General features: G+C 66.2%; 13 protein-coding genes. 8 read left to right on the forward strand and 5 right to left on the reverse strand.

All coding sequences use genetic code 11. The annotated features are described in order from the left end of the window. Positions 1 to 36 precede the first annotated feature (36 nt). Both J4D28_RS01385 and J4D28_RS01390 read left to right on the forward strand, forming a co-directional pair. A complete protein-coding gene (locus tag J4D28_RS01385) occupies positions 37 to 555 on the forward strand; it encodes a DUF3299 domain-containing protein (protein WP_041987488.1) in 519 nt (172 codons plus the stop codon). A 237-nt stretch (positions 556 to 792) separates the two neighbouring features. After that, positions 793 to 1,491, forward strand: a complete 699-nt coding sequence (locus J4D28_RS01390; RefSeq protein WP_009051101.1) for an OmpW family protein — start codon at positions 793 to 795, stop codon at positions 1,489 to 1,491. 59 nt (positions 1,492 to 1,550) lie between these two features. Here J4D28_RS01390 and J4D28_RS01395 read toward each other — a convergent pair whose 3' ends face one another. Together J4D28_RS01395 and J4D28_RS01400 are read right to left on the reverse strand one after the other, a co-directional pair. Then, a complete protein-coding gene (locus J4D28_RS01395) occupies positions 1,551 to 2,480 on the reverse strand; it encodes an NAD-dependent epimerase/dehydratase family protein (RefSeq protein ID WP_103330769.1) in 930 nt (309 codons plus the stop codon). Continuing rightward, on the reverse strand, positions 2,473 to 3,357 hold the full coding sequence (locus J4D28_RS01400; RefSeq protein ID WP_023969342.1) for a sugar nucleotide-binding protein: 885 nt from the start codon (positions 3,355 to 3,357) through the stop codon (positions 2,473 to 2,475). Before J4D28_RS01400 ends, J4D28_RS01395 begins: the two co-directional genes overlap by 8 nt. 382 nt (positions 3,358 to 3,739) lie before the next feature. On the opposite strand from J4D28_RS01400, the gene J4D28_RS01405 reads away from it, so the two are divergent. From J4D28_RS01405 to J4D28_RS01430, 6 genes are all read left to right on the forward strand, one after another. Further along, positions 3,740 to 8,056 carry a DEAD/DEAH box helicase gene (locus J4D28_RS01405; protein ID WP_103330770.1) on the forward strand — a complete coding sequence of 1,439 codons (4,317 nt, stop codon included), beginning with the start codon at positions 3,740 to 3,742 and terminating at the stop codon, positions 8,054 to 8,056. A 184-nt stretch (positions 8,057 to 8,240) separates the two neighbouring features. After that, positions 8,241 to 9,452, forward strand: a complete 1,212-nt coding sequence (locus J4D28_RS01410; protein ID WP_103330771.1) for an MFS transporter — start codon at positions 8,241 to 8,243, stop codon at positions 9,450 to 9,452. 280 nt (positions 9,453 to 9,732) lie between these two features. Beyond that, positions 9,733 to 10,659 (forward strand): DUF72 domain-containing protein, encoded by a 927-nt coding sequence (locus tag J4D28_RS01415; protein ID WP_103330772.1) that lies wholly within the window; start codon positions 9,733 to 9,735, stop codon positions 10,657 to 10,659. After that, positions 10,656 to 11,453: an endonuclease/exonuclease/phosphatase family protein gene (locus J4D28_RS01420; RefSeq protein WP_101283709.1), complete on the forward strand. Its 798-nt coding sequence runs from the start codon at positions 10,656 to 10,658 to the stop codon at positions 11,451 to 11,453. The genes J4D28_RS01415 and J4D28_RS01420 overlap by 4 nt, the downstream gene beginning before the upstream one ends. Then, positions 11,450 to 12,751, forward strand: a complete 1,302-nt coding sequence (clsB, locus tag J4D28_RS01425) for a cardiolipin synthase ClsB (protein WP_028683453.1) — start codon at positions 11,450 to 11,452, stop codon at positions 12,749 to 12,751. Before J4D28_RS01420 ends, clsB begins: the two co-directional genes overlap by 4 nt. Further along, the gene (locus J4D28_RS01430; protein WP_101283711.1) at positions 12,738 to 13,733 is read left to right on the forward strand and encodes a lysylphosphatidylglycerol synthase domain-containing protein; all 996 of its coding nucleotides are present in this window, start codon (positions 12,738 to 12,740) and stop codon (positions 13,731 to 13,733) included. Before clsB ends, J4D28_RS01430 begins: the two co-directional genes overlap by 14 nt. 72 nt (positions 13,734 to 13,805) lie before the next feature. Here the strand turns inward: J4D28_RS01430 and J4D28_RS01435 are convergent, their stop codons facing one another. The 3 genes from J4D28_RS01435 to J4D28_RS01445 all read right to left on the reverse strand — a co-directional run bounded on the left by J4D28_RS01435 (position 13,806) and on the right by J4D28_RS01445 (position 16,849). Further along, positions 13,806 to 14,561 carry a S9 family peptidase gene (locus J4D28_RS01435; protein WP_009051110.1) on the reverse strand — a complete coding sequence of 252 codons (756 nt, stop codon included), beginning with the start codon at positions 14,559 to 14,561 and terminating at the stop codon, positions 13,806 to 13,808. After that, positions 14,551 to 15,660 (reverse strand): DUF3182 family protein, encoded by a 1,110-nt coding sequence (locus J4D28_RS01440; RefSeq protein ID WP_103330773.1) that lies wholly within the window; start codon positions 15,658 to 15,660, stop codon positions 14,551 to 14,553. Before J4D28_RS01440 ends, J4D28_RS01435 begins: the two co-directional genes overlap by 11 nt. 181 nt (positions 15,661 to 15,841) lie before the next feature. Further along, positions 15,842 to 16,849 (reverse strand): GlxA family transcriptional regulator, encoded by a 1,008-nt coding sequence (locus tag J4D28_RS01445; protein WP_016702648.1) that lies wholly within the window; start codon positions 16,847 to 16,849, stop codon positions 15,842 to 15,844. Between the last annotated feature and the right edge of the window lie 67 nt (positions 16,850 to 16,916).

The raw sequence follows: 16,916 nt of genomic DNA on the forward strand, positions 1-16,916 counted from the left end.
CTAGTCATGAGGTCTCTAGTCATGAGGAGCTCCGGCATGCCCCGTGCCCTGCTTGCGCTGTTGATGCTGGTCGCCCTGCCACTGTGGGCCGCCGAACCGCGGGACCTGGCCTGGTCGGAAATGATCCCGCCGGACGCGCCGGCGGAAGTGCCGAACATGAAGCCGCTGCACGACCTGTCGCAGATGAGCGACGCCCTGGCCGCCGAGTCCGCCCCGGCGGCCAAGCAGGAGATGCCCAACGCCCCGGTGGTGCAGAGCCTGGACGGCCTGTCGGTGCGCCTGCCTGGCTACATAGTGCCGCTGGAAGTCAGTGAGGAAGGCCGCACCACGGAGTTTCTGCTGGTGCCGTATTTCGGCGCCTGTATCCACGTACCGCCACCGCCCTCGAACCAGATCGTGCACGTGAAAAGCGAGGTCGGCGTGAAGCTCGACGAGCTGTATCAGCCGTACTGGATCGAGGGGCCGATGCAGGTCAAGGCGTCCACCAGCGACATCGCCGACGCGGGTTACCAGATGGAGGCGCAGAAGATCTACGTGTACGAATTGCAGGAGTGAAACCACCGGTTCTGCAGTGCCGTACATGACCTCATCGCGAGCAAGCTCGCTCCTACAGGGAACTGCATTGTTCATGTAGGAGCGAGCTTGCTCGCGATCGATTCCAAAGCGCCCGGAGCGCCCCCCGAGCGTCTCGCTCCCACGCTGATCCGGTTTTCATTGAGCTGAGTCAAAGCCTGTTCCTTGACGATCCTTACCATTGGACCTAGCCAACTCGAATCGTCCTTTGGAGCTCCCATGCACAAGTCCCTGCTCAGCGCCTCCCTGTTCGCGCTCGCGCTCGCCGCCCCGCTCGCCCACGCCCACGAAGCGGGCGACATCATCGTTCGCGCCGGTGCCATCACCGTCAATCCGAAAGCCGACAGCGGCGACGTCAAGGTCGACCGCGGTCCGTTGGCCGGTGCCAACCTCGGCGGCAAGGCGACCATGAGCAGCGACACCCAGCTGGGCCTGAACTTCGCCTACATGCTGACCAACAACATCGGCATCGAACTGCTCGCGGCCACCCCGTTCGAGCATGACGTGAAGCTCAAGGGCACCGCGCTGGACGCCGCCAACGGCAAGCTCGGTACCCTCAAGCACCTGCCACCGACCCTGAGCGTCGTGTACTACCCGCTGGACCACAAGGCCGCTTTCCAGCCTTACGTGGGTGCCGGTATCAACTACACCTGGATCTATGACGAACACGTCGGCAGCCGCGCCAGCGCCGCCGGTTTCGACAACTTCCGGGCGAAGAACTCCTGGGGCCTGGCCTGGCAGGTCGGTGCCGACTACATGCTGACCGACAACGTGATGATCAACGCCCAGGTGCGTTACGTGGACATCGACACCACCGCCTACGTGAACAACAACGCGGTCGCCGGCGGCACCCGGGCCAAGGTCGACGTGGACGTCGATCCATGGGTCTACATGGTCGGCCTGGGCTACAAGTTCTAAATCGGCCAGACAAAAAAAGGCGCCTGCAAAGGCGCCTTTTTTCATCGCTGGGGGAAAGCTCAGAGGCCCAGCAAACGTGCCAGCCCGACGCTCATCGGGGTCGGCTCGGGGAACTTGAAGCGCTGCAACAGGCGCTGGTTGTTCGCCCGCGAATGGCGAATATCCCCCGAACGCGCCGGGCCGTAGCTGATCGGTGGCAACTGCCCCACCACCTCGCCCAGGGCCTCGAGCAATTGCTTGAGGGTGGTGGCCTGGTTCAGGCCGATATTCACCGCGCCGACTTCCAGCTGCGGCATTTCCAGGGACTGCACCAGCACGTCCACCAGGTCTTCGACATACATGAAATCACGGGTCTGCTCGCCATCGCCGAATACGGTGATCGGCAGGCCTTTCTGCGCGCGCTCGCAAAAGATGCTGATGACCCCTGAGTACGGCGAGGACGGATCCTGGCGCGGCCCGAAGATGTTGAAGAAGCGGAAGATCGCCGGTTCCAGGCCATGCTGGCGGCGATAGAAATCAAGGTAGTACTCGCTGGCCAGCTTGTCCGAGGCATAGGGCGTCAGTGGCGCCTTGGGCGTGTCTTCGTCGATCGATTCGCCCTCGCCATTGTTGCCATAGACCGCCGCGCTGGAAGCGAACAGCACGCGCTTGACGCCGGCCTGGCGCATGGCTTCGCAGACGTTGAGGGTGCCGATGAAGTTGCTCTGGTGGGTACGCACCGGATCGTCCACCGAAGCCTGCACCGAGGCGACCGCCGCCAGGTGCGCGACCGCACGGCAGCCGCTCATCGCCCGTGCCACCAGGGCCGAATCGGCGACGTCGCCTTCGATCAGTTCGACCCGCGGGTTGTCCAGCGGCAGGTTGCTGGGTTTACCAGTGGACAGATCGTCGAGGATCCGCACCGAGTAACCCTTGGCGAGCAAAGCGTCGGTCAGGTGCGAACCGATGAAACCGGCACCGCCGGTGATCAGAATTGGGCCATCAGCCATGACGATAAAACCTATCCAGTAGAGCCGGGAGCGCCGCGCGCCAGGCACGTGGCTTGATCCCGAAGGTGTGCAGAATTTTCTTGCAGGCCAGCACCGCGTGCTGCGGCTCTTCGGCGGCGTCCGGCCGGGCAGCGTGGGCCTGGGCGGTCGGCGCCTCGATAGCCAGCGGATGCAGGCTGCGGGCCTCGGTGAGGATCGCCTGGCCCAGCGCCAGCGGCGTGGTCGCCTCATGGCCGGCGTAGTGGTAGGTGCCCCACAGCGGCGCGGCGCAATCGAGTTGCTTGAGCACGGAAATGATCACCCGGGCAGCATCGTCCACCGGCGTCGGGTTGCCCCGGCGGTCGTCGGCCAGCAGCAGCTCTTCGGGCTGCTCGGCACGCGCCAGGAAACGCCCCAGGGTGCCTTCGGCGCTGTCGTCCAGCAGCCAGCCGAAACGCAGCAGCACATGCTGCGGGCAGGTGGCGCGCACATTCTGCTCGATCCGCCACAAGGCCTGGCCACGCAGACCCAGCGGTACCGGTTCGTCCTTTTCGCTGTAGGCGGTGGCCCGCGAACCGTCGAACACGCGGTAGCTGGAAGGCTGCAGAAGAATGATGTTGTGATGCTGGCACAGCTCGGAAAGCCGCTCGACCGCCCGTTCCTGGCTGGCCAGGCGTGCCTCGGGGACACTCTCCGCCTGGAACCAGTCGAAGTAGTACGCAAGGTTGATCAAGGCATCCGGACGGGTGTCGTCGAGCAGTTGCGTCAGGCTCGCGGCATCCCAGCCGTCTTGCGGCGGACGGGGGGCAAGGAAACCGATGTCTTCCTCTGCACCGAGGCGAATCAGCGCCTGCCCAAGGGCATTTCCGCCGCCCAGTAACATAAGGCGCATTCGCATAGAGTCAGCAGGCCCAATCTGTTCGGAACGATGGTTTGAGTCGGCCAGACCCGCGGGTTTGGCCATGAATATTGCTCAGAATCGTTGCATTTTGCGGGTTTCCGGCGCAACCGTCACTGAGAAAGTGTAGCGCCGTCGGTCATACCGCCCCTCTGTAGCCGCTGCCGAGCCCCGCGAGGCTGCGATCGGCAACGCAGTTGCCGCAAACCCTGAGTCCGCGATCTGTCTGGAAAATCGCATTGGCTGGTTTTACGACCGCTACGTCGGAATGCCGCCCAGCTCGATCGCAGCCTGCGGCAGCGGCTACAGAGCACGTGGTGTCCGTGTAGCCACTGACGAGACAGCCTTGCAACTTCGCCCCGGCGGTCGCATAACGTTGTGCATGAACCTTCCCCAGATCCCCACCGACGCCCTGCCGGGTTTCCACCCCGCGGTCAGCGCCTGGTTCAACAGCTGCTTCCCAGCGGCGACCGCCGCCCAGGCCCGGGCCTGGCCGCTGATCCGCCAGCGCCGCTCGACCCTGATCGCCGCGCCCACCGGCTCGGGCAAGACCCTGACCGCCTTCCTCGCGGTGATCGACGAGCTGGTGCATCGTGGCCTGGAAAATGGTGGCACGCTGCCGGAGCAGACCCTGGTGGTGTACGTCTCGCCGCTCAAGGCCCTGAGCAACGATATCCAGATCAACCTGCAAGACCCGCTGGCCGGGATTACCCAACAGCTCGAACGCATGGGCCTGCCACAGTTGCGCATCAGCACCGCGGTGCGCACCGGCGACACCCCGCAAAAAGACCGCAGCGCCATGCGCAAGAGCGCGCCGCATATCCTGGTGACCACCCCCGAATCGCTGTATGTGCTGCTGGGCTCGGCCTCTGGCCGGCAGATGCTGGCCAGCACGGGCACGGTAATAGTCGACGAGATCCACGCCATCGCCGCCAGTAAGCGCGGCAGCCACCTGGCGTTGAGCCTGGAGCGCCTGCAAGCGCTGTGCGGCGAACCACTGACGCGCATCGGCTTGTCGGCCACGCAGAAGCCCATCGAAGCGGTGTCGCGTTTCCTGGTCGGTCATGAACGCCCCTGCGAGATCGTCGACATCGGCCACGCCCGGCCCCGGGACCTGGCCATCGAAGTGCCGCCCGTGCCGCTGTCGGCGGTCATGGCCAACGACGTCTGGGAGCTGGTCTACGAACGCATCGCCGAGCTGGCGCGGGAACACCGCACCACCCTGGTGTTCGTCAACACCCGGCGCCTGGCCGAACGCCTGAGCCGTCACCTGAGCGAGCGCCTGGGCAACGACGCGGTGGCCGCCCACCACGGCAGCCTGGCCAAGGAGTTTCGCCTGGACGCCGAACAACGCCTCAAGCGCGGCGATTTGCAGGTGCTGATCGCCACCGCCTCGCTGGAGCTGGGCATCGATATCGGCGATGTCGACCTGGTGTGCCAGGTCGGCTCGCCGCGCTCGATCTCGGCGTTCCTGCAAAGGGTCGGGCGCTCCGGGCACCAGGTCGGCGGCACGCCCAAGGGCCGCCTGTTCGCCCTGACCCGCGACGACCTGATCGAATGCGCCGCCCTGCTCGACTGCGTGCACCGCGGCGAGCTCGACACCCTGCAGATCCCCAGGGCGCCGCTGGATGTGCTGGCGCAGCAGATCGTCGCCGAAGTCAGCAACCAGGAATGGCAGGAACAGCCGCTGCTGGCAATGATCCGCCGCGCCTCGCCCTATAGCGACCTCGACGAAGGGCATTTCCAGGCGCTGCTGCGCATGCTCGCCGAGGGCTACAACGGGCGCCAGGGCATTCGCAGCGCCTACCTGCATCGCGATGCCGTCAACCGTAGCCTGCGCGGCCGGCGGGGCAGCCAGCTGACGGCGGTGACCAGTGGCGGCACCATCCCCGACAACGCCGACTACGCCGTGCTGCTGGAGCCCCAGGCGCTGAATATCGGCAGCGTCAACGAAGACTTCGCGGTGGAAAGCATCGCCGGCGATGTGTTTCAGCTGGGTAACACCTCGTACCGTATCCTGCGGGTGGAAACCGGCCGGGTGCGGGTCGAGGACGCCCACGGCCAGCCGCCGACCATTCCGTTCTGGCTTGGCGAAGCCCCCGGGCGCAGCGCCGAACTGTCGTTTGCCGTGGCGCGCCTGCTGGCCCGGCTCGACGCACTGCTCGGCGCCACGCCCGGCCAGTTGCAGCCGGCCCTCGACTGGCTGGGCGACAGCCTTGGCCTGGACGCCGCCAGCGCCGAACAACTGGTCGACTACCTGGCCCGCGCACGCCAGAGCCTGGGCGCGCTGCCGTCCCAGGACACGCTGATCATGGAGCGCTTTTTCGATGAGTCCGGCGGCACCCAACTGATCATCCACACGCCGTTCGGCAGCCGGATCAACCGCGCCTGGGGCCTGGCGCTGCGCAAGCGCTTCTGCCGCACCTTCAACTTCGAACTGCAGGCCGCCGCCAGCGAAGACGCCATCGTGCTGTCGCTGTCCACCAGCCACAGTTTCGAGCTCGACGAAGTCTGGCGTTACCTGCACAGCAACGGCGCCGAACACATCCTGGTCCAGGCGGTGCTGGACGCGCCGCTGTTCGGCGTGCGCTGGCGCTGGAATGCCGGGGTGGCCCTGGCGCTGCCGCGCTTTGTCGGCGGGCGCAAGGTGGCGCCGCAGATCCAGCGGATGAAAAGCGAAGACCTGATCGCCAGCGTGTTTCCCGACCAGATCGCTTGCCTGGAAAACCTCGCCGGCGAACGGCAGATTCCCGATCACCCGCTGGTGGAGCAGACCCTGGACGACTGCCTGCACGAAGCCATGGACAGCGAGGGCTGGCTGAAGCTGTTGCGGCGCATGGAACGCGGCGAGTTGCGCCTGATCAGCCGCGACCTGCCAGCGCCCTCGCCCCTGGCCGCGGAGATCCTCAGCGCCCGGCCTTACACCTTCCTCGACGATGCGCCTTTGGAAGAGCGGCGGACCCAGGCCGTGCTCAGCCGTCGCTGGAGCGACCCCGAATCCAGCGACGACCTCGGCGCCCTGGATGCCGAGGCCATCCAGTCGGTGCGCGAGGAAGCCTGGCCCGCCCCCGGCAACCCGGATGAAATGCATGAAGCGCTGATAAGCCTGGCCTGCATCGGCGAGCACGAGACCCAAGCCAACCCGCAGTGGAGCGCTTGGCTGCAAGCCCTGGCGGACAGCGGCCGCGCCAGCCGGTTGCAGATCGACGACAAGCAGGCCCTGTGGCTGGCCGTCGAGCGCCTGGGTTGCCTGCGGGCGATTTATCCACAGGAGCCGCTGCAACCGGTCCTCGAGGCTCTGCCCGGCTTCGATGAGCAATGGCAGCGCGATGAAGCGCTGCTGGAGGTGATTCGAGCCCGGCTCAGCGGCTTCGGCCCCTTGCCGCTGGAGAGCATCGCCGCGCCCCTGGGCCTGAGCGCCAGCGAGGTCGCCCAGGTCCTGGCGCAACTGGAAAGCGAAGGTTATGTGCTGCGCGGCCGCTTCAGCCCCGGCGAGGTCCGGGAGGAGTGGTGCGAACGGCATCTGCTGGCGCGGATTCATCGCTACACCGTCAAACGCCTGCGCCGGGAGATCGAACCGGTATCGCTGCAGGACTTGATGCGCTTTCTGTTCGACTGGCAGCACCTGTCCAGCGCCACCCAGGGCCAGGGCAGCGCCATGCTGGCGCAGACGGTCGCCCAGTTCGAGGGCTATGCCGCCGCAGCCGGTGCCTGGGACAGCGACCTGCTGCCGGCGCGGATCAAGGATTACTCCGCCACCTGGCTGGATGAGCTGTGCCGCAACGGCAAGGTGGTCTGGAGCCGCCTCAGCGCCCCGCACAAAGCCGCTGGTGCAACCTTGCGCAACACGCCGATCGTGTTGCTGCCCCGCAGCCAGGTCGCGCTGTGGAGCGGTTTGGGCGCGCAACCCGACAGCAGCGAGCTGTCGCCCAAGGCACAGAAGGTCCATGAAGCCTTGAGCCAGCACGGCGCCTTGTTCTTCGATGAGTTACAGCACGAAGCCCATGTCCTGCGCACCGAACTGGAGATCGCCCTGCAGGAACTGGTGGCCGCCGGGCTGGTGAATGCCGACAGTTTTGCCGGCCTGCGCGCCTTGATCACCCCGGCCAGCAAGCGCCAGGCCCGCAGCAGCCGACGCGGGCGCGGAGCGCTGGTCGGCGGCATGGACGATGCGGGGCGTTGGGCCCTGCTACGGCGCCCGTCGCAGGTGCTGGAGGGCGTCGGCAGCCATGCGCAGGCACTCCCACCGGACACCCTGGAACACATCGCCATGACCCTGTTGCGACGTTATGGCGTGGTGTTCTGGCGCCTGCTGGAGCGCGAGGCCGACTGGCTGCCGAGCTGGCGCGAACTGCTGCGCACTTTCCATCGGCTGGAGGCCCGCGGCGAAATCCGTGGCGGGCGTTTTGTCAGCGGCCTGGCCGGCGAGCAGTTCGCCCTGCCCGAGGCCATCGCCCTGTTGCGCGAAGTTCGCCGGCGCCCGCTGGATGGCAGCCTGACCGCGGTGTGTGGCGTCGACCCGCTGAACCTCGCCGGCACCCTGCTGCCCGGGCAGAAGGTTCCGGCCCTGGCCGGCAACCGGCTGGTGTACCGCGACGGCCTGCCCGCGGCCGCCGAGATCGCCGGCAAACAGCATTTCTGGCTGGACCTCGAGCCGCAGGCCAGCCTTGAACTGCGGACCCGGTTGATTCGCCACTGACGTTGGGCCACGGGCGGCCTGGGGCATCGCGTCGGTTTAATCGCGAGCAAGCTTCGCTCCTACAGAAGCCTGACCATTCGATATTTGCTCGCAGGTCAAATATCAAATACCGAAACCGCTATTTTTCCGCACGAGTCGAATCCGGACACTGCGCTCCATTATCGAATCCACCGGAGTTGCAGCCATGCCCATTGCCTTGCTCGCGCTGACCCTCAGCGCCTTCGCCATCGGGACGACCGAGTTCGTCATCGTTGGCCTGTTACCCACCATCGGCGCCGACCTCGGCGTCAGCCTGCCGTCCGCCGGGCTGCTGGTCAGCCTGTACGCCCTGGGCGTCGCTGTCGGCGCGCCGGGGCTCACCGCGCTGACCGGCAAGGTCCCGCGCAAGTTGTTGCTGCTGTCGCTGATGGTGCTGTTCACCCTCGGCAACCTGCTGGCCTGGCAAGCGCCCAGCTATGAATCCCTGGTCCTGGCGCGCATCGTCACCGGCTTGGCCCATGGCGTGTTCTTCTCCATCGGCTCGACCATCGCCACCAGCCTGGTGCCCAAGGAGAAAGCCGCCAGCGCGATTGCCATCATGTTCACCGGCCTGACCGTGGCCCTGGTCACCGGTGTGCCGCTGGGGACCTTTATCGGCCAGCATTTCGGCTGGCGCGAAACCTTCCTCGCCGTGTCCGTGCTGGGTGTGATCGCCTTTATCGGCAGCCTGATCTACGTACCGAAAAACATCGCCCACAGCAAACCGGCGTCCTTGCTGCAACAACTGCAAGTGCTGAAACAACCGCGCCTGCTGCTGGTGTACGCCATGACCGCGGTGGGCTACGGCGGCTCGTTCATCGCCTTCACCTTCCTCGCGCCGATTCTCCAGGACATTTCCGGCTTCAGCGCCAGCTCCGTCAGCCTGGTGCTGCTGGTCTACGGCATCTCGGTCGCCGTGGGCAACATCTGGGGCGGCAAGCTGGCGGACAAGCGCGGCCCGATCAGCGCCCTGAAGATCATCTTCGCCCTGCTGGCCGGCGTGCTGTTGCTGCTCACCTTCACCGCCGACAACCCGTGGCTGGCACTGGCCACCGTGCTGGTGTGGGGCGCCGTGGCCTTCGGCAACGTACCGGGCCTGCAGGTCTACGTGGTGCGCCAGGCCGAACACCACACCCCGCAGGCGGTGGACGTGGCCTCGGGCCTGAACATCGCCGCCTTCAACCTCGGCATCGCCGGCGGCGCCTGGGGTGGCGGCCTGATCGTCGCCCACCTGGGGCTGATCCACACCGCCTGGATCGGTGGCCTGGTGGTGCTGGGCGCCCTGGCCCTGACCGCCTGGAGCGGGCGCCTGGATCGCCTCGGCCCGGTGTACGCCGGGCCGGCCGAGGGTTCGAGCCGGGTGGTGGCCGGGCACTGAGCCCGCCAGCAGGCCCCAAGCAGAAAAACGCAGCCCTGGCCGGCTAGTGCCGATCAGTTAAGGACGATAGTGGCGCCACTGTAGGAGCGAGCTTGCTCGCGATGGACCTGAGAGCGCCGCGTTCATCCACTCAACACGCGTTATCGTTAACGCCCATCGCGAGCAAGCTCGCTCCTACAAAGGTGGAAAGTGCCGTCCGTAGGAAGGTCGAAACTTTCCCGCCAGCCGGGCAGTCATCAAAAGACAGAGGCGGTTCGAAGACCCTGAGACGGGAGCGGACATGGCGGCGATTCATATCGGTATTTCCGGCTGGCGCTACAAGCCCTGGCGTGGAGATTTCTACCCCGAGGGGCTGACGCACAAGCGCGAGCTGCAATTCGCTTCGCGCGCGGTCAACAGCATCGAAATCAACGGTTCGTTCTACGCGCTGCAGACCCCCGAGCGTTATGCCGACTGGTATGCCGATACCCCCAGGGGCTTCGTGTTCAGCGTCAAGGCGCCGCGCTACATCACCCATATCCTGCGGCTGCGGGACGTGCACAAGCCGATCGCCAACTTCTTCGCCTCGGGCGTGCTGGAGCTCAAGGACAAGCTCGGGCCGATTCTCTGGCAGTTTCCGCCAAGTTTTCAGTTCGACGCCGAGCTGTTCGGCGCCTTTCTTCAGCAATTGCCCGCCGATACCGAACAGGCCGCCGCCCTCGCCCGCCAGCACGAACCACGCCTGAACGGCCACGCCAGCACCAAGGCCTACGGCAAAAAAGCCATGCGCCATGCCGTGGAAATCCGCCATGCAAGCTTTGCCGTACCCGAATTCCCCCACCTGCTGCGCCAGCACGGTGTGGCGCTGGTGGTAGCCGACACCGCCGGCAAATGGCCCTGTTGCGAGGACCTGACCGGCGATTTCGTCTACCTGCGGCTGCATGACGACAAGGAGTTGTATGCCAGCGGCTATACGCCCCAGGCCCTGAAGCGCTGGGGCGACCGGATCGAGGCCTGGCACAACGGCAAACAACCCGCCGATGCCCGGCTGATCGACGCCCGGCATACCCCCAGGGCGCGCAAGAGCCGGGAGGTGTTCTGCTATTTCGACAATGACCTCAAGGTCCGCGCGCCCTTCGATGCCCGCCGGTTGCTGCAGCGCTTCGGGCTCGACAAGGCGCTGGCGACGACGCCCGGCGAGCCGGCCCCGCCCGGGGTGCTGCCATGAGCCATGACGAGTCGGCCAACAGCCCGATACCACCCGCGATCGGGCTTGCCGCCACGCGCCGCTTCACGGTGCTGACGGTGAACACCCACAAGGGCTTCACCGCCCTGAACCGGCGCTTCATCCTGCCCGAGCTGCGCGAGGCGGTGCGCAGCGTGGAGGCGGATGTGGTGTTCCTGCAAGAGGTGCACGGCGCCCACGACCAGCACCCGCAGCGCTACAACAACTGGCCGAGCATGCCGCAATACGAGTTCCTCGCCGACAGCATCTGGCCGCAGTTCGCCTATGGGCGCAATGCGGTGTACCCGGCAGGCGACCACGGCAATGCGCTGCTGTCGAAGTTCCAGATCATTCGCTACGACAACCTCGACATCTCCCTGTCCGGACACGAGAGCCGCGGCCTGCTGCATTGCGTGCTGCGCCTGCCCGGCGATGCCCTGGAAGTGCATGCCATTTGCGTGCACCTGGGGTTGCGCGAAAGCCATCGCCAGCAACAGCTGGATCTGCTGCTGCAGTTGATCGCCGAGCTACCCGTCGATGCGCCCTTGATCGTCGCCGGCGACTTCAACGACTGGCGGCTGCGCGCCGATGCACGGCTCGCCCCCAGTGGCTTGCGGGAGGCCTTTGTCAGCCTGCACGGCAAGCCGGCGCGCAGCTTCCCCGCGCGCCTGCCGCTGCTGCGGCTGGACCGGATCTACGTGCGTCATCTGAAGGTCCACCGGCCCCAGGTACTGGACACCCATCCCTGGTCCCATCTCTCCGATCACGCGCCGCTGTCGGTCGAGGTCGAGCTATGAACGACATGCCCCTGGAAAAAACCACGGTGGACAGCCTGTCCGATGCCGGGCTGGCCCACGAGCCGCCACGGATGGACCTCGAATATGGCTGGCACAGCAACAACCGGGTGGTGCTGCTGGAAAATGGCGAAGCCTATTTCCCCCGGGTGTTCGAAGTGCTGCGCCAGGCGCAGAGCGAGATCCTGCTGGAGACCTTCATTCTCTTCGAGGACAAGGTCGGCCATGAGCTGCACCGCATCCTGATCGAGGCCGCACAGCGTGGCGTACGGGTCACTGTCAGCCTGGACGGCTTCGGTTGCGGCGAACTGAGCACCGAGTTCCTTGCCGCCATGAGCAACGCCGGGGTGCGCTTGCAGATATTCGACCCGGCGCAGCCGATTTTCGGGGTGCGCACCAACTGGTTCCGCCGCCTGCATCGCAAGATAGTGGTGGTCGACGGCGCCATCGCCTTTGTCGGCGGGATCAACTTCTCCGCCGATCACCTGGCCGATTTCGGCCCCCAGGCCAAACAGGATTACTCGGTAGAGATCCAGGGGCCGGCGGTGGTGGATATCCACCATTTCGCCCTGCTGCAAGGCGACCGCCCGGCCCGCGCCCGCTACTGGTGGCAACGCCGCCGGCAGCGCCGCGCGCAGTTGGCCCTGACCGACCATGACGGCCAGGTACGCCTGGTCTATCGCGACAACCGCCTGCACCGCAGCGATATCGAAGAGGTCTACCGCTTGGTGCTGCGCGGGGCCCGGCAGCGGGTGGTAATCGCCAATGCCTACTTCTTCCCCGGCTATCGGCTGCTGCGCGAGATCCGCAACGCCGCGCGCCGTGGCGTCGAGGTACGGCTGATCCTGCAGGGCGAGCCGGACATGCTGGTGGCCAGGCTGGCGGCACGCATGCTCTATGACTACCTGCTCAAGGATGGCGTGACCATCTACGAATATTGCGAACGGCCACTGCACGGCAAGGTGGCGCTGGTGGACGACGACTGGAGCACCGTGGGCTCGAGCAATCTCGACCCGCTGAGCCTGTCGCTAAACCTGGAAGCCAATGTGCTGATCCGCGACCGGGCCTTCAATCACGACCTGTTCGAGCGCCTCGACCGGCTCAGCCGCGACCACTGCCAGGCCATGCCGGCCAAGGGCTCCGGCCGCGGCCGCCTGTGGCGCCTGACCGTGGGCTTCCTGGTGTTTCACATCCTGCGTCACTTTCCGGCCTGGGCCGGCTGGCTGCCCGCCCACAAGCCGCTATTGAAGCCCTTCGGCCAGGCCGCCCCCCAGCGGGAGTCGCCCCATGAGCCGCACTGACGCCCATGGCTCGACGCCCGCCGCGTCGCATGCCCGGTCGCACTGGCAACGCCTGAAGAAACCGCTGACCATCGCCTTCTTCCTGCTGCTGATCGTGCTGTTCACCCTGCTGGCCCGGCGCATCGACTGGAGCGAAGTGCTCAGCACCCTGGCCGACTTCAAGGTGCGCACCCTGGTCATCGCCGCGAGCCTGACCCTGGCCAGCTTCCTGGTCTACGCCTGCTTCGACCTGATCGGGCGCACCTACATCCGGCAGAACCTCGGCTGGCGGCAGATCCTGCCGGTGGGGTTCATCAGCTATGCCTTCAACCTCAACCTCAGCACCTGGGTCGGCGGGATCGCCATGCGCTACCGGCTGTACTCCAGGCTCGGGGTAAGCGCCGGCAACATCGCCAAGATCCTCGGCCTGAGCCTGGCCACCAACTGGTTCGGCTACATGGCCCTGGCCGGCACCGTGTTCGCCAGTGGCCTGATGAAGTTGCCGCCCGGCTGGCAGCTCAGCAACGGCGCGTTACAGGGGGTGGGCGTCCTGCTGCTGGTGCTGGGCGTGGGCTACCTGGCGGCCTGTCGGTTTTCCCGGCGGCGCGAGTGGTCGATACGCGGGGTCGAGATCAACCTGCCCTCGTTGCACATGGCCCTGTTGCAACTGGCCCTGGGCGCGCTCAACTGGTCGCTGATGGCAGCGGTGATCTTTACCCTGCTGCCCAGCAAGCTCGATTACCCGGTGGTGCTCGGGGTGCTGCTGATCAGCAGTATCGCCGGGGTCATCACCCATATTCCGGCGGGGCTCGGGGTGTTGGAGGCGGTGTTCATCGCCCTGCTGCAACATGAGGTGTCCCGCGGCAGCCTGCTGGCCGGGTTGATCGCCTACCGGGCGATCTACTTCATCCTGCCGCTGCTGATCGCGCTGCTGATGTACCTGCTGGTAGAGGCCAGGGCCAAGGCGTTGCGCGTGGAGAAAAAGCCGCGCAAAGGCGGCTGACGCTATCGCGACAAACGCGCGCGTTCCTCTCCGGGAGCGAGCTTGCGCACCTCATTCAACCAGCGCTCCCGACTATTGCGACTGAATGATGCTCAACCGTTCTCCCACCACCATTTCCGTGATCCAGTCCACCAGGATCGAGGTGTAGGCCTGCTGCGACACGGGATCGCTCAGGGCATGGTCGGCGCCGTCGATGATCCGGTGGGTCATGGAATGGGTCTGCTGGCAGGCCGCGCGGTAACTCATGATGGTGGCGTGTGGCACATGCTCGTCGGTCTCCGACTCCACCAGCAGCACATCCCCGGTGAACGCCGCGCAGGCATGCAGCGCCCGGTTGCTGTCCATGCGCACCAGGCTGCTGCGGTAATCCAGCAGGTCGGCCTTGTCCAGGTCGCGCTTGGGGCTGTTCCAGGCTTCGTCGCGGTACAGCGCCGGGACCCGCAGCGCCAGCCAGCGCACCGGTCGCAGCGAGGTCAGGATGCTCGCCAGGTAGCCACCGTAACTGGTGCCCACCACGGCGATCGCCGAGGTATCGAGGGCCGGGTGGGCCAGCAGGCGATCATAGGCCGCCAACAGGTCGCGCAGGTTGTCTTCGCGGGTCACGCGGTTCAGCGGGATACCGCTGCCGGCGTGGCCCCGCAGGTCGAAGGTCAGGCACACGCAACCCAGCCCGGCGATGCCCCGGGCGCGCTCCAGGTCGCGTTCCTGGCTACCGCCCCAGCCGTGGACAAACAGTACGCCGGGGACTTTCGACCTGGGAGTGAGGAAAGTCCCGCTCATCTGCTCGTCATCGATGTCGATTTGAATGCTTTCGCTTCTAGCCGTCATAGGATTGGACCGTTGCATATTTGAGAAGAAAGTCACTGTGCTCCGCGGGCCCGCGATAGACCTCGATGGCATCGGCCGGCAAAGGCTGGTCGACATAGGTTTCCACCGCGGACACACGAATCACGCGCATGCCCGGATGGTCGATAAAGGCCTGCAAAGCCGCCACTTCGGCGCTGCTGGCACCGCCCATGCGCCACGATTGCTCGAGTACGCCGCTGCGCTGCCGGCCTTCGGCGTCCAGGCCCTGGGCGATGTCGTAATTGCGCCGGGAGGCGAAAAACCGCGGATAGGCCTCATCGGCGGCGGCGTCGAAAACCCGGGCCTGCTGCACCGCCTGGCGCACGTCCGGCGGCAGTGGTAGCGCCAGCAACTCAGGGTAGCCCCCCTGCACCACCAACAGCTCGGAGCCACCGTAGACCTGCTCGCCGTCGGCGTCCTCGGTCAGGTACTGCTGGCCGCAGTAGCTGAGGACATGGCCGGCGATAAAGGACTGGCCGGCGCTGTAGGTGACCACCTGTTGCAGATCCTGCTCCAGGACCACGCCTTCATTGAACTGCCGGGCGACCTCCGGTTGCGTCAGCAGCTCGTCGAAGTGCTCCGGGCTCTCGATCACCTGCTGGCCACGACCGGCGCAGGCATGGATCGGCTTCATACGGATCGGTCCGCTGTAAAGCAAATGGCTGGCCGCTGGCCGGGCATCGTTCAGGGAGAACACGCTCAGGCCGTCCAGCACCACATTGCGCACCCGCCGGGAGAACAGCGGCGCCCACCCCGGCGGGGCCACGGCGTTCTTGTTCAGCAAGCCATGGGTGATGGCCTTGGTGCAGATAAAGTCATGCTCGACATACCCGCCCCACAGGTCGTCCGGCCCCGTGACCCGCAATTGCCGGGCCGCGGCAGGGCCGACGATGGTCTGCGTCGGCAACAGGTACAGCTCGTCCTGGCCATGCACGAGCGGGTCGTAGTCACCGGCGAATTCCAGCCCGAGGATTTGTGCCAGCCACCGGGCCAGCGCGCGATTGGTCTCCACGACATGCTGCGAGGCCCCAGGGTGGACCGAGTGGGCGACCACCCGTTTCTTGCGTTGCGTCGGGGTCATGCGTCCCCCTTCGTCATCGGTGTGATGAATGTGCAAGGAAGGGTGCAGGGATCACGCCAAGGCCCGGGGGGAGTCGAATAGCCCCTGGATAAGCGCTCTACGCCATCGTTGCTGGCATTGGGCCTGTCTTATTTTGCACGATCGGCCGGCGCCGCCCGGTATTTTGCACGACTCGCGGGGGTCAGCCCTGCCCGGCCCGCGCCAGCGGTGTCGGCGGCGTCACGCCGAAACGCGCGCGATATTCGCTGGGCGCCAGCCCGGTGATCTTCTTGAAGGTGGCGCGGAACGCCCCAGGGTCCTGGTAACCGACCGTCCAGGCGATATGGTCGATGGTGCCGTTGGTGAACTCGAGCATTTCCCGGGCCTTGCCCACCCGCAGGTGCTGGCAATATTCGGTGGGCTTGAGCCCGGTGGCGGCCCGAAAGCGCCGCAGGAAGGTGCGCTCCTCCAGCCCGGCCTGCTGCGCCATGACGGCGAGGGAAACGTCCACCGCGCCATTGGCCTGCAGCCAGTGCTGCACCTTGAGGATCGCCGCGTCGCCGTGGCCGAGGATCGGCGCGAAGTTACTGCCGCACTGGCTGGCGCTGTCGCTGTGTTCGATCACCAGAAAACGCGCGGTGCCGCTGGCGATGCTCGGGCCTAGCAGGCGGTCGACCATGCGCAACCCGAGTTCGGACCAGGCCATCAGGCCGGCGGTGGTGATCAGGTCGCCATCGTCGACGATCGGCTTGTCGGCGTTCAGGCGGATGTTCGGGTAGCGCTCGGCGAACTGCTTCGCCGAGGTCCAGTGAGTGGTGGCACTGCGACCGTCGAGCAGGCCACTTTCGGCCAGCAGGATCGAGCCGACACAGACCCCGCCCAGGGTCGCGCCATTGGCATGCTGCTGGCGCAGCCATTGGGTCAGCGCCTGCGGTGCCTGCGCCCGGGAGAAGCCGGCCACCGAGGGTGGGATCAGCACCGCCAGCAATGGCCCCTCAACATCAGGGTGACTGTCGTATACCCGTATAGGCGCCTGGTCGGCCTGCGCCTGCCAGTGGCTGATGCGCAACAGCGGCAACTGCGTACTGCGTTGTTCGGCGGCGATACGGTTGGCGACCCCGAACAGGTCGGTCAAGCCATGCACCGCGGCCATCTGTGCCCCGGGATAGATCAGCACGCCCAGCTCGGCGACGGCGCTTTCCATACCCATTGTCAGTTTTCCCCCTGCTATTGTCGGTGCGGCCAATCCTCGACCGGCCCGCCGGAGCCAATACTGG

The organism is Pseudomonas sp. GW531-T4, assembly GCF_017349615.1.
Taxonomy (GTDB): domain Bacteria; phylum Pseudomonadota; class Gammaproteobacteria; order Pseudomonadales; family Pseudomonadaceae; genus Aquipseudomonas; species Aquipseudomonas chlororaphis_I.

Coding starts and splice junctions, on each gene's coding strand:
- J4D28_RS01385 (WP_041987488.1), top strand. CDS start 37: ATGCCCCGTGCCCTGCTTGCGCTGTTGATGCTGGTCGCCCTGCCACTG.
- J4D28_RS01390 (WP_009051101.1), top strand. CDS start 793: ATGCACAAGTCCCTGCTCAGCGCCTCCCTGTTCGCGCTCGCGCTCGCC.
- J4D28_RS01395 (WP_103330769.1), bottom strand. CDS start 2,480: ATGGCTGATGGCCCAATTCTGATCACCGGCGGTGCCGGTTTCATCGGT.
- J4D28_RS01400 (WP_023969342.1), bottom strand. CDS start 3,357: ATGCGAATGCGCCTTATGTTACTGGGCGGCGGAAATGCCCTTGGGCAG.
- J4D28_RS01405 (WP_103330770.1), top strand. CDS start 3,740: ATGAACCTTCCCCAGATCCCCACCGACGCCCTGCCGGGTTTCCACCCC.
- J4D28_RS01410 (WP_103330771.1), top strand. CDS start 8,241: ATGCCCATTGCCTTGCTCGCGCTGACCCTCAGCGCCTTCGCCATCGGG.
- J4D28_RS01415 (WP_103330772.1), top strand. CDS start 9,733: ATGGCGGCGATTCATATCGGTATTTCCGGCTGGCGCTACAAGCCCTGG.
- J4D28_RS01420 (WP_101283709.1), top strand. CDS start 10,656: ATGAGCCATGACGAGTCGGCCAACAGCCCGATACCACCCGCGATCGGG.
- clsB (WP_028683453.1), top strand. CDS start 11,450: ATGAACGACATGCCCCTGGAAAAAACCACGGTGGACAGCCTGTCCGAT.
- J4D28_RS01430 (WP_101283711.1), top strand. CDS start 12,738: ATGAGCCGCACTGACGCCCATGGCTCGACGCCCGCCGCGTCGCATGCC.
- J4D28_RS01435 (WP_009051110.1), bottom strand. CDS start 14,561: ATGACGGCTAGAAGCGAAAGCATTCAAATCGACATCGATGACGAGCAG.
- J4D28_RS01440 (WP_103330773.1), bottom strand. CDS start 15,660: ATGACCCCGACGCAACGCAAGAAACGGGTGGTCGCCCACTCGGTCCAC.
- J4D28_RS01445 (WP_016702648.1), bottom strand. CDS start 16,849: ATGGGTATGGAAAGCGCCGTCGCCGAGCTGGGCGTGCTGATCTATCCC.